The sequence below is a fragment of the Corallococcus sp. AB018 genome, assembly GCF_003986945.1.
Classification (GTDB): domain Bacteria; phylum Myxococcota; class Myxococcia; order Myxococcales; family Myxococcaceae; genus Corallococcus; species Corallococcus exiguus.
The window spans coordinates 1-12,155 of record NZ_RAWR01000273.1; the positions used below are offsets into that span (position 1 = coordinate 1).

The following is a 12,155-nucleotide window of genomic DNA, read 5'->3' on the forward strand; positions in this document are numbered from 1 at the left end:
GGGGGCGGCCGGACCATTGGTTCTCTTCCTCCCATTCGCCATGCGCGCTCCATACCCCAAAGTGCCGCGATTGTTGCCAGAGGGTAATGCAGGGGCTATGCCCATGCCCGATGAGCGACATCCAAGAGCCCACGCCGGGAGCCCCGGCGCCTGACGAAGCCACGACGCGTCCCGGCGAGTACATCGCGGACATCAGCTTCGAAGAAATGAACCTCTCCGAGCCCCTCCGCCGCGCGCTGGCGGAGCGCGGCTACACCAGCCCCACCCCCGTACAGGCCAAGGCCTTTGGCCCCGCGATGGCGGGCAAGGACCTCATCGTCCGCAGCAAGACGGGCACGGGCAAGACGGCCGCCTTCGGCCTGCCCCTGCTGGAGAAGATTCCCGCGGACGAGAAGCGCGTGCGCGCCCTCATCCTCTGCCCCACGCGCGAGCTGGCGCTCCAGGTGGCGGAGGAGCTGACCACGCTGGCCAAGTACAAGGGCGTGAAGGTGGCGGCCATCTACGGCGGCGCCTCCATGAAGCAGCAGGAGGACGCGCTGGAAGAGGGCACGCCCATCATCGTGGGCACCCCCGGCCGCGTCTTCGACCACATCAACCGCGGCAACCTCAAGCTGGACGGCTGCGACCACGCCATCCTCGACGAAGCCGACGAGATGCTGAACCAGGGCTTCTACGAGGAGGTCACCCGCATCCTCGACCGTCTTCCGAAGACGCGCCAGGTGCTGCTCTTCAGCGCCACCGTCCCCACGGACATCCAGAACCTCATCGCGCGCTACACGACGAACGCGGAGACGCTGCTGCTGTCCGGCGACGTCTTCACGGTGGAGCACATCCACCACATCCGCTACGACGTGTCGGATCAGTTCCCCAAGCCGCGCAACCTCATCTACATCCTGGAGAAGGAGGAGCCCTCCAACGCCATCATCTTCTGCAACACGCGGGATGACACGGCGCTGGTGACCGCGGTGCTCAACCGCAACGGCTTCGACGCGGAATTGCTCAACGGAGACCTGCCGCAGAAGGAGCGCGAGCGGGTGATGGGCAAGGTGAAGCGCGGCGAGGTGGCCTTCATGGTCGCCACGGACATCGCGGCGCGCGGCATCGACATCTCCGGGCTGGAGTACGTCATCAACTACTCCCTGCCGGAGGACCCCGCCGTCTACCTGCACCGCGTGGGCCGCACGGGCCGCATCGGCAACAAGGGCACGGCCATCAACCTCTTCTCCGGGCGCGAGCTGGCGACGTTCACCGTGCTGGAGAAGAAGTTCGGCATCAAGTTCGAGATGCGTGAGATGCCCGCGCCCGAAGAGGCCATGCACCTGTGGACCGAGCGCCACGTGCGTGAGCTCCGCGAGGGCATGGGCAGCAGCATCTTCGAGGGCTTCCTGCCCCTGGCCACGCAGCTCAAGCAGCGCCCGGACGCGGACGACCTCATCGCCTTCCTCATCAAGTACTACTTCAGCCACCTGCGCATGGAGAAGGCGCAGGCCGCCGGTGAGACGGAGAAGCGCGAGCCGGTGGAGAAGAAGCCGCTGGAGCGCCGGGGCAAGGACCGCGACCGTGAGCGCGACCGCGAGCGTCCCCGCCGAGAGGAGCGCGGCGAGCGCACCGAGCGTCCGCGCCGCGACGAGCACCCGGACCGCGAACGCCGTCCGCGCCGCGACGAGCCGCGCCGCGAGGACCGGGGTGAGCGCCGGGGTGCCGGTTCCGCCGCGCTGGAGGCGGGCCCGGGCGAGACGAAGCTCTGGGTGAACCTGGGCACCGCGGACGGCCTGGGGCCGGGCAGCATCGCCACGGCCATGGAGGACGCGGGCGCGCCGCTGGGCAAGATGGTGCGCGCGGAGTTGCGCCCCACGTTCGCGTACGTCTTCGTGGCGGAGGAGGACTCCGCGGGCTTCGAGGCGCTCAACGGCAAGCAGCACGGCGGCAAGACGCTGCGCGTGGAGAAGAGCAAGCCGCGCAGCGAGCGCGACACCACCAGCACCCGCCCGCCCCCGTCCCCGGACGCGGGCCCCGGCGAGGTGAAGCTCTGGGTGAACCTGGGCATGGACGACGGCATGGACGAGGCGAAGCTGCCCGCCACGCTGGAGGCCATGGGCGCCCCGGCGGGCAAGGTCATCAAGGCCCTCACCCGCCCCACCTACGGCTACGTCTACGTGCCGGAAGGTGACGCCGAGGGCTTCGAGTCGCTCAACGGCAAGGCGCACAACGACAAGCCGCTGAAGCTGGAGCGGCACCGTCCGCGCGGCCAGCGTGAAGAGCGCCGCCCCCGTCACGAGTCCCTGCAGGACCTCCCCGGCCAGGCGCGCCTGTGGGTGGGCCTGGGCCGTCAGGAAGGCCTGGACGAGGCGGGCGTCACCGCCGCGCTGGAGGCCGCGGGCGCTCCGGCGGGCAAGGTGCTGCGCACCGACCTGCGCCCCACGTACGCGTATGTCTTCGTGGCGGAGGAGGATGTGGAGGGCTTCGAGTCCACCCACGGCAAGCCGCACGGCGAGGGCAAGACGCTCAAGGTGGAGCGCGCCAAGCGCAAGTAGTGCTTCCGCGCCTTCGGGGGGCTCACGGCCCCCTCAAGGCTCCGGAGCCGTCTTCTTCCTGCGGGCCCGGTGGTAGTGCGCCACGCACAACCCCCGGGCCAGCACGGGCCGGCCGCACTCCGGTGAAGCGCAGGCCGCGCTGGCCTCCTTCGCCGGAGGAGTCGAAGCGCCCGGCCCACCGCTGAACATCGCCTCCGCCACGGCCATCAGACGGTCCACGTCGTCCCGGCCCAGTTTCTTCAGCCGCACCCACTCCACCAGCCGATGAGCCCCCGCGTCCTCCGCGTCCTCCAGCCGGAACAGCTCCCCCAGCGGCAGCTCCAGCGCGGCCGCGACCTGGAGGAGCGTGTCGTAGCTGGGGTTGCGCTCGCCGCGCTCCAGCAGGGACACGAAGCTCACGGAGATGTCGCACCGGGCGGCGAAGTCCTCCTGGGTGAGGCCCCGGCGCTCGCGCAACGTGCGGATCCGCCGCGCCAGTCCCTGCAGGGACGAGCCGGCGTCGCTGTCGTCCGGGGAGTGGGGGCGCATGGACGCACCCATCGTAGCGCACCGCTTCTGTTAAGGTTTTCCGTCTGTCCTCAGGAGTGAAGCCCACCATGAACGCCGTCGACGGCACCAACTACTACTTCCGCAAGGCCGCGCGGGTGATGGACGTGGGCACGCCCATCGAGACGCTCCTGGCCACGCCCCTGCGCGAGGTGAAGGTGCAGGTGTCCATCGAGATGGACTCCGGCGAGATCCGCACGTTCCTGGGCTACCGCATCCAGCACGACAACAGCCGCGGCCCCATGAAGGGCGGCCTGCGCTACCACCCCGCCCTGGACCAGGACGAGTGCGTGTCGCTCGCGTCGCTGATGACGTGGAAGACGGCCGTGGTGAACGTGCCCTACGGCGGCGCCAAGGGCGGCGTGGCGTGCGACCCCGCGCAGATGAGCCTCAAGGAAGTGGAGCGGCTCACGCGCAAGTTCGTGGATCAGATTCAAGACGTCATCGGGCCCACGCGGGACATCCCCGCGCCGGACGTCAACACCAACCCCCAGGTGATGGCCTGGGTGATGGACCAGTACTCGCGCTACCACGGCCATTCGCCGGCGGTGGTGACGGGCAAGCCCCTGGAGCTGTACGGCTCCAAGGGCCGCGAGGCCGCCACCGGGCGAGGCCTGCTCTACGTGTGCCGTGAAATCCTGCGCGACCTGGGCATGCCGGTGAAGGGCACGCGCTTCGCCATCCAGGGCTTCGGCAACGTGGGCAGCCACATCGCGCAGCTCATCTGGGGCGACGGCGGCGTGGTGGTGGCCGCGTCCGACGTGCTGGGCGGCATGTACAACCCCACGGGCCTGGACGTGCCGTCCCTCTTCGAGCACGTGAAGCGCACCGGCACCGTCACCGGCTTCAGCGGCGGCACGCCGTGCCGCAACGAGGACGTGCTCGCGGCGGACTGCGAAGTGCTCATCCCCGCGGCCCTGGGCCACGTGCTCACCCGCGACAACGCCAACAGCGTGCGCGCGCGTTTGGTGGTGGAGGGCGCCAACGGCCCCACCCAGCCGGAGGCGGACGACATCCTGGAGAAGCGCGGCATCTTCGTGGTGCCGGACATCCTGGCCAGCGCGGGCGGCGTCACGGTGAGCTACCTGGAGTGGGTGCAGAACCTCCAGCACGTCTCCTGGGAAGAGGATCGCGTCAACGCGGAGCTGGAGAAGACGATGAAGGAGGCCTACGACCGGGTGGCTCAGATTGCACGGTCTCGTAAGGTTTCCATGCGGACGGCCGCGTACATCCTGGCCATTGGCCGGGTGGGCAAGGCCACGGTGCTGCGCGGCATCTGACGCACCCCGCCGCGCACGCGGGCAGGCAGGCGTGGGGCTCCGGGCCGCTTCCGTGCGGGGCGCGCTTCCGCTACACGCCCGGCCATGATGGTCACCCTGCAGGACATCCAGGCGGCGCGCGAACGGATCCGCACCTCGCTGCGCCCCACGCCGTGCCCCGCGTCGGACTACTTCACGGAGAGGACCGACTGCGCGGTGGTGTACTTCAAGCTGGAGAACCTCCAGCGCACCGGCGCCTTCAAGGAGCGCGGCGCGCTCAACAAGCTGCTGACGCTGACGGAGGAGGAGAAGCGCCGCGGCGTCATCGCGGCCTCCGCCGGCAACCACGCGCAGGGCGTGGCGTACCACGCGCGCCGGCTGGGCATCCGCGCCACCATCGTGATGCCGGAGCGCACGCCGCTCATCAAGGTGACTCGCACGCGGGATGACTACGGCGCGCGCGTGGTGCTCAAGGGCGCCAACTACGACGAGGCCTACGCGGAGGCCCTGCGCATCCAGGCCGCGGAGAACCTGGTGTTCGTGCACCCCTTCAACGACCCGCATGTCATCGCGGGCCAGGGCACCATCGCGCTGGAGCTGCTGGAGCAGTGCCCGGACCTGGAGCTGGTGGTGGTGCCGGTGGGCGGCGGCGGGCTCATCTCCGGCGTGGCCGTGGCCCTGAAGCAGACGAACCCGCGCATCCAGGTGGTGGGCGTGCAGGCCTCCACCATCGCCAGCATGAAGGCGTCGCTGGATGCGGGGAAGCGCACGGAGCTCACCAACGCGGGCACCACCATCGCGGACGGCATCGCGGTGAAGGTGCCGGGGGACCTCACCTTCGAGCACGTGCGCAAGTACGTGGACGCGGTGGTGACGGTGGACGAGGAGGAGATCGCCGCCGCCATCCTGATGATGCTGGAGCAGGAGAAGTCGGTGGCGGAGGGCGCGGGCGCGGCGGGGCTGGCGGCGCTCGTCAACGGCCGGATTCCGCAGGCGAAGGGCAAGCGCGTCGCCATCATCGTGGGCGGCGGCAACATCGACATGAACGTCATCAGCCGCATCATCGAGCGGGGCCTCGTGAAGGCGGGCCGCCTGGTGCAACTGGAGGTGCGGCTGCCGGACCGGCCCGGCGTGCTCGCGCGGCTCACCACGCAGATTGCCGAGATGCGCGCCAACGTGGTGGACCTGCACCACGACCGCGCCTTCTCCAAGGCGGGGCTGGGCGAGGCCACGGTGGAGGTGATGCTGGAGACCACCGGGCACGCCCACATCCAGGAGCTGATGGCCGCGCTGGAGGCCCAGGGCTGGCAGGTCGCCCGGACGTAGGGCGGGGAGGCTTGCGCGGGCGCTCGGGGCTTCGGCGATACTCCGGAAACCCATGAACACGCCCCTCATCGCCCTGCTGCTCCTCGCCGCCGCTCCTCCCGCGCAGAAGGCGAAGGAGCTGGCCGCCCACAAGGAGTGGGAGGAGCTGTACCTCGCGTTCGCCGCCGCGGACCCCGCCTCCTACCCGGAGGCGCAGCGGCCGTCCGTGGCGGGCCCGCTGCTCAAGGGCTGCGAGGCGCTGCTCCCGGAGGACGCGGTGATGGCGTACTCGCTGGGCGAGCGCGCCGTGGCCTTCCAGGAGACGGCGGGCGGCCTGCGCTGCCTGGCGCGCTCCGCGCTGAAGACGGATCAGCGGGCCGCCGCGGAGGAGGCGCTGAAGAAGGGCCTGGCCACCTTCCCCAAGGACGGCGCGTTCGCGCTGGAGCTGGGCCGGTTGCAGTTGCAGGACAAGGACTCGGCGGGGGCGCTGACCACGCTTCAGCAGGTGCCCGCGAAGTCGAAGGAGGCCGCGGAGGCGAAGAAGCTGATGCAGCAGGCCCGCTCGCAGGTGTCGGAGGAAGGGGCCGCGCGGCGCGAGGCGGAGCGCCTGGAGCAGCGGATGAATGGCGAGCCCTCCTTGGGGGACACGCGCCAGGCGAGGGCGACCGCGGGCGGAGAGATCCGTTCGGCGGGCCTGAGCTACGAGTCCGGCGTGGGCAAGGACGGCATGCGCGTGCGCCAGAACAGCCGCTTCGCCATCCGCTACTTCAACAGCGACCGGGACTTCGGCCAGCGCGCGGAGTACGAGGGCAAGGTCGTGTCCGCGCTCGACGAGGCCTATGAGTTCACCCAGCGCACGCTGGGGAAGGCCCGCGAGCGGCAGCTGAACGTGGTGCTCTACACGCGCGACGAGTTCGCCACGCACATGGGCGCCCGGTACGCGACCGCGGTGGCCGGCCTGTACTCCGAGGACGCCATCCGCATGAACGACGCGGCGGAGCTGACGCAGGCGACGAAGGCAACCCTGGTCCACGAATACGTGCACGCGGCATTGGACGAAATCTGCCCGACCGGCGGCGGCGCCCTGCCCCGCTGGTTCAACGAGGGCCTGGCCGAGTACATCGAGTGGCGATACCTGGGGCTGGACGGCCCCCCGCGCCATCTGCGCGACGTGATGCGGGCCCAGGCGAAGCAAGGGCGGCTGCCGAAGCTGTCGGCCATGGACTCGCAGGCGCCCATCAACATGCCCCAGCCGGAAGTCGCCTATGGGACATCCGCCATGGCGGTGCGGGAGCTGGTGCGCCTGGGGGGCCAGGAGAAGCTCCTGGACTTCATCCAGAAGGCGGGCCAGGGCGGGCCCTTCCAGGAGGTCCTGAAGAGCACCTACGAGAAGGACTCCGACGGCCTGGACCAGGCGGTGCGTGCCGCCCTCTCGGGGAGGTAGCGGCCGGTCGGGCGTGGCGGATTGGTTTACCCCCTGGCGGGAGTCCCCTACACTCGCGACCCTCCAAGATTTTCGCTGCGGCGGTCCCCCCAAGACGCTGGCGCAGCAAGGTGACGGATGTCCGATACGCGCGCCGCGATGAGAGAGTTCCGCTTCCTGGATGAGAAGCGGAAGCTGGGAAGTCTGTCCGCTGTCGAGGAAGCTCGCTGGGTCGAGTTGCGCGGCCTTTTGGGCATCCAGGACGCGGCGGACACCGCGGCGGCGGCCCAGGCGTGGGCCCAGCCCGAGCAGCAGCCCCAGGGGTACTACGGCGAGGATGGCCAGTGGTACGCCTACCCCGCTGGCTACGACCCGAACGCCCAGGGGTACTACGGCGAGGACGGCCAGTGGTACGCCTACCCCGCTGGCTACGACCCGAACGCCCAGGGGTACTACGGCGAGGATGGCCAGTGGTACGCCTACCCCGCCGGCTACGACCCGAATGCGGCGGCCTATGATCCGAACGCGGCGGCCTATGATCCGAGCGCGGCGGCGGCCTGGGCGCAGCAGGGTTACGACCCGAACGTGGCGTATGACCCGAACGCGGCGGCGGGCTACGCGGCCCCGGTGGATCCGCAGGCCTATGCCCCTCAGGCGCCCACCGAACCGGACAGCCTGAACCTCAGCACGGACGACATCGACATCCCCTCGCTGAGTGAACCCGCGCCGTGGATGCCGCAGGCGCCCGTGGCGACCTCGCCTGCCGCGGCGGAGGCGACGTGGGACACGAGCGCCGAGGAGGACTTCTCCGGGCTGTCGACGGAGACGCCGCCCCCGGTGGCCGCCGCCGAGCCGGAGCCCTCGCTGGAGGATTCGTTCGCGGACTTGTCGATGGAGGTCGAGTCGGAGGCCCAGGCCCCGGCGGCGTCCGGGCTGGATCCGATGGCGGAGGCGCTGGCCTCCGCGGAGCACGCGGTCGGAGAGGCGGAGCTGCTGGAGGCCGAGCCCGTCGCCGAGGCGGTGCTGGCCGAGGACCTGTCGCCCGTGGATGCGGCGTGGGACGCGGCGCCGCTGGCGGTGGAGTCCGAGGAGTCCCGCGCCAGCGCGCTCGATACCGCGCCGCTCGCGGTGGAGCCGGCGGCGCCGGCCGAAGGTACGGCTTCGGATTGGGACTGGAGCGACGTCGCGACGGCGGAGCCCGCCGCGCCGGTGGAAGCCGCCGTGGAGGAGGCCCAGGCGGTCGCCACGGAGACGGCGGAAGCGTGGGGGACGGACGCGGCCCCTGTCGCCGAGGCGCCGGAGCACGGTGGAGAGATCGCGCTCGGCGCGGGTGACATCGCGGAGGCGTGGACCGACGGCGCCACGGAAGTGCCCGCGGAGGAGATCGCCCTGGATGCGGGCGATGTCGCCACGGAGTGGCAGCCGGAGACGGCCAGCGCGGAGTCCTGGCAGTCCGGTGGAGCAGCCTCGGCGACCGGCACGACCGAGGTCGAGGCTGCGTGGCAGGCGACCGCGGAGGCGGAGGAGATCCCGCTCAGCACGAGCGACGTCGCCACGGACTGGCAGGCGGAGGGTGAGACTCCGGCGGCCGATGCGATCGCGCTCGGCACGAACGATGTCGTCGCCACGGACTGGCAGACCGGCGGCGAGGCCGCGGCGGAGGAGATCGCGCTCGGCACGAATGACGTCGCCACGGATTGGCAGACGGCGGGTGAAGCTCCGGCTGCGGACGCGCTGAGCACGAACGACGTCGCCACGGAGTGGCAGGCGGCGGGTGAAGCTCCGGCTGCGGACGCGCTGAGCACGAGCGACGTCGCCACGGAGTGGCAGGCCGACGCGACGGAAGCTCCTGCCGAGGAGATCGCGCTCGGCACGAGCGACGTCGCCACGGACTGGCAGGCCGACACGGCCGCATCCACCGACGAGAGCGCGCTGGCCTCCGGTCATGCGGCGACGGAGTGGACGGCGGACAGCGCCGTCGCCACCGGGACGCCCGCCGAGGAGATCGCGCTTGAGTCGAGCGAGGTCGCCACGGATTGGCAGTCGGGCAGCGCCACGAGTGATGTCGCGACGGAGTGGCAGGCCGACAACGCGGCGCCGGTGCAGACCTCCGCCGAGGAGATCACGCTCGGCACGGATGACGTCGCGACGGAGTGGCAGGCCAATGATCCGTCGGGTGTCGCCGCCGAGACGTGGCAGGCTGGCGCGGAGACGCCCGCCGAAGAGATCGCGCTCGACGCCAACGATGTCGCTCACGAAGGCGTCGCGGATGGGTCCTACGACGGCGCGGCCTCGGCGGTCGCGGCCGGTGTGGAGGCCCAGACCTTCGACGTGGCCGACCTGGGAGCCGAAGAGGAGCAGCAGCTCACTCCGCCGCCCTCCCCGTTCGCGAATGAGCCGGGCATTCCGTCGCTGCGGATCCGCAGCATCCCGGTCGGTCCGGACATCGAAGCCGACACGCTGGAGCTCGGCTCGGACGATGTCGAGCCCGCGGCCGAAGTGGCCCCTGCATCGGAGCAGTGGGGCGAGATGAGCGGCAGTGCCGACGACGCCGTGCCGCTGGCCACCGCCTCCGAGTCGCTTGCCGAAGCGCAGTCCGGGGAGTCTTCGGCGTGGGACACCTCGGGACAGGATGCGCAGTCGTGGTCCGCCGAGGGAGCGCCCTCGGACGCCACCGACACCGTGGGGTTGCAGGACGCGTCCGCCGCCATCGAGCTCCAGCCCGAGTGGGCCGCCGATGCCGTGGAGCCCGCCGCCCCCATCGAGCTCCAGCCTGAATGGGCCGCCTCCGCTGACACGGCGGAGGAAGCCGCTTCGACGCAGGCGTGGTCCGGTACCGCATCGTCCGAACAGCCCACCGCGCCCGCGTGGGATGCCCCGGCCGCCGAATCCGCGTGGGTCGCCTCCACGGCCGCGCCCGTCGCGGATGCCCAGGGCGGATGGACGCCCTCGTCCGAAGAGGCTCCGCTGATCGAGGCCCAGTCCGAATGGGCCACGCATGAGGCCGACGCCGCACAGCCGGCACAGGCGTCCGACTGGAACGCCACGGAAGAAGCCGCGCCCGTCGCCGCGCAGCCGGAGTGGGCCACGGAAGAAGCCGCGCCCGTCGAAGCGCAGCCGGAGTGGGCCGCCGCTGAAGAGGCCCCCATCGAAGCGCAGCCGGAGTGGGCCACGGAAGAAGCCGCGCCCGTCGAAGCGCAGCCAGAGTGGGCCGCCGCCGAAGAGGCGCCCATCGAAGCGCAGCCCGAGTGGGCGACCACGGAAGAAGCCGCGCCCGTCGCCGCGCAGCCGGAATGGACCCCCACCGAAGGCACCTCCACCGTTCCCACGCAGCAGCAGTGGGGAGCCGAGGAGGCCGCGCCCATCGCTGCGCAGCCGGAATGGGCCGCCGAAGAGGCTCCCATCGAGGCCCAGCCCGAGTGGGCCGCTGCTGAGGAGACCGCGCCCGTCGCCGCGCAGTCCGAGTGGGCGACGGCTGAAGAGGCTCCCATCGAAGCGCAGCCCGAATGGGCCACGGAAGAGACCGCGCCTGTATCAGCGCAGTCCGAGTGGGCCACCACGGACGCGACGCCTGCCGCCGCGCAGCCGGAGTGGGCGACGACCGACAACACCCCGGAGGCCGCGCCGATCGAGGCCCAGCCGGAGTGGGCCACCGCCGACGCCGCTCCGGTCGCTGCGCAGTCGGAGTGGGCGACCACGGAAGAAGCCGAGCCCACGGCACCGCAGTCGGAGTGGGCCGCGACCGAAGAGGCAGCCCCCATCGAAGCGCAGCCCGAGTGGGCCACCGAGGAAGCAGCGCCCGTAGCGACGCTGCCTGAATGGGCCACGGAAGAAGCCGCCGCGCCCGTCGCCGCGCAGCCCGAATGGGCCGCCGCCGAAGAGGCGCCCATCGAAGCGCAGCCGGAGTGGGCCACGGAAGAAGCCGCCACGCCCGTCGCTGCGCAGCCCGAATGGGCCGCCGCGGAAGAAGCTCCCATCGAAGCGCAGCCGGAGTGGGCCACGGAAGAAGCCGCCACGCCCGTCGCTGCGCAGCCCGAATGGGCCGCCGCGGAAGAAGCTCCCATCGAAGCGCAGCCCGAGTGGGCCACGGAAGAAGCAGCCACGCCCGTCGCCGCGCAGCCCGAATGGGCCGCCGCGGAAGAAGCTCCCATCGAAGCGCAGCCCGAATGGGCCACGGAAGAGACCGCGCCTGTATCAGCGCAGTCCGAATGGGCGAGCACGGAAGCCGCTGCTCCTGTCTCCGCACAGCAGGAGTGGGCTGCCACTGAAGAAGCCGCGCCCATCGAAGCGCAGCCCGAATGGGCCACCGAGGAAGCCTCCGCGCCCGTCGCCGCGCAATCCGAATGGGCCGCCGCGGAAGAAGCCCCCATCGAAGCGCAGCCCGAATGGGCCACCGAAGAAGCTGCGCCTGTCGCTGCGCAGCCGGAGTGGGCCGCCGCCGAAGAAGCTCCCATCGAAGCGCAGCCCGAATGGGCCACCGAGGAAGCCGCCCCCGTCGCCGTACAGCCGGAGTGGGCCGCCGCCGAAGAGGCACCCATCGAAGCGCAGCCGGAATGGGCCACGACGGAAGCCTCCGCACCTGTCGCCGCGCAGTCCGAGTGGGCGGCCGAAGAGGCACCCATCGAAGCGCAGCCGGAGTGGGCCGCCGCCGAAGAGGCACCCATCGAAGCGCAGCCGGAGTGGGCCACGACGGAAGCCGCCACGCCGGTCGTCGCGCAGCCCGAATGGGCCGCGGCTGAAGAAGCCCCCATTGAAGCGCAGCCCGAATGGGCGACCACGGAGGCCGTGCCCCCGGGCGCGGATCAGCCGTGGGCCGCCACGGACGCCGCCGCGCAGTCGGAGTGGGCCGCCACCGAGGACGCCTCCGCGAACTCCGCCTGGGCCCAGCCGTCCACCGACACCGAGCAGCCCTGGGACGCCCCGGTCGAGGAAGCCGCCCCTGCTTGGGGCGCCGCTCCAGCCACGCCGGAATGGGGTGCCCCCCAGGCCCCCGCCGCGCGCTCCTCCTGGGCCGAGCCCCAGGAGGCCCAGCCCGAGTGGATGGCCGACGCCGCCCCCGCGGCGTCCAACTGGCAGGCCCCCGCGGCC

General features: G+C 71.6%; 6 protein-coding genes. 5 read left to right on the forward strand and 1 reads right to left on the reverse strand.

Annotated elements, in window-relative coordinates; genetic code table 11:
* Nucleotides 1-110 precede the first annotated feature (110 nt).
* Nucleotides 111-2,534 (forward strand): DEAD/DEAH box helicase, encoded by a 2,424-nt coding sequence (locus tag D7Y11_RS37865; protein ID WP_126936111.1) that lies wholly within the window; start codon nt 111-113, stop codon nt 2,532-2,534.
* Nucleotides 2,535-2,567: 33 nt separating this feature from the next.
* On the opposite strand, the gene D7Y11_RS37870 is transcribed toward D7Y11_RS37865, so the two are convergent.
* Nucleotides 2,568-3,062 carry a helix-turn-helix domain-containing protein gene (locus D7Y11_RS37870; RefSeq protein WP_120581008.1) on the reverse strand — a complete coding sequence of 165 codons (495 nt, stop codon included), beginning with the start codon at nt 3,060-3,062 and terminating at the stop codon, nt 2,568-2,570.
* 68 nt (nt 3,063-3,130) lie between these two features.
* Here D7Y11_RS37870 and D7Y11_RS37875 point away from each other — a divergent pair, with 68 nt between their 5' ends.
* From D7Y11_RS37875 to D7Y11_RS37890, 4 genes are all read left to right on the forward strand, one after another.
* Nucleotides 3,131-4,360 carry a Glu/Leu/Phe/Val dehydrogenase gene (locus tag D7Y11_RS37875; RefSeq protein WP_014399186.1) on the forward strand — a complete coding sequence of 410 codons (1,230 nt, stop codon included), beginning with the start codon at nt 3,131-3,133 and terminating at the stop codon, nt 4,358-4,360.
* An 87-nt stretch (nt 4,361-4,447) separates the two neighbouring features.
* Nucleotides 4,448-5,665 (forward strand): threonine ammonia-lyase, encoded by a 1,218-nt coding sequence (locus D7Y11_RS37880; RefSeq protein ID WP_126936114.1) that lies wholly within the window; start codon nt 4,448-4,450, stop codon nt 5,663-5,665.
* 52 nt (nt 5,666-5,717) lie between these two features.
* Complete coding sequence (locus D7Y11_RS37885) at nt 5,718-7,088, forward strand: tetratricopeptide repeat protein (RefSeq protein ID WP_126936112.1); 1,371 nt, start codon at nt 5,718-5,720, stop codon at nt 7,086-7,088.
* Between the two features lie 117 nt (nt 7,089-7,205).
* Nucleotides 7,206-12,155: hypothetical protein (locus D7Y11_RS37890; protein WP_126936113.1), on the forward strand; the 4,950-nt coding region annotated here is incomplete at its 3' end.

Excerpts from the sequence above, each read along its gene's own strand:
- D7Y11_RS37865 (WP_126936111.1), top strand. The coding sequence starts at position 111 with ATGAGCGACATCCAAGAGCCCACGCCGGGAGCCCCGGCGCCTGACGAA.
- D7Y11_RS37870 (WP_120581008.1), bottom strand. The coding sequence starts at position 3,062 with ATGCGCCCCCACTCCCCGGACGACAGCGACGCCGGCTCGTCCCTGCAG.
- D7Y11_RS37875 (WP_014399186.1), top strand. The coding sequence starts at position 3,131 with ATGAACGCCGTCGACGGCACCAACTACTACTTCCGCAAGGCCGCGCGG.
- D7Y11_RS37880 (WP_126936114.1), top strand. The coding sequence starts at position 4,448 with ATGGTCACCCTGCAGGACATCCAGGCGGCGCGCGAACGGATCCGCACC.
- D7Y11_RS37885 (WP_126936112.1), top strand. The coding sequence starts at position 5,718 with ATGAACACGCCCCTCATCGCCCTGCTGCTCCTCGCCGCCGCTCCTCCC.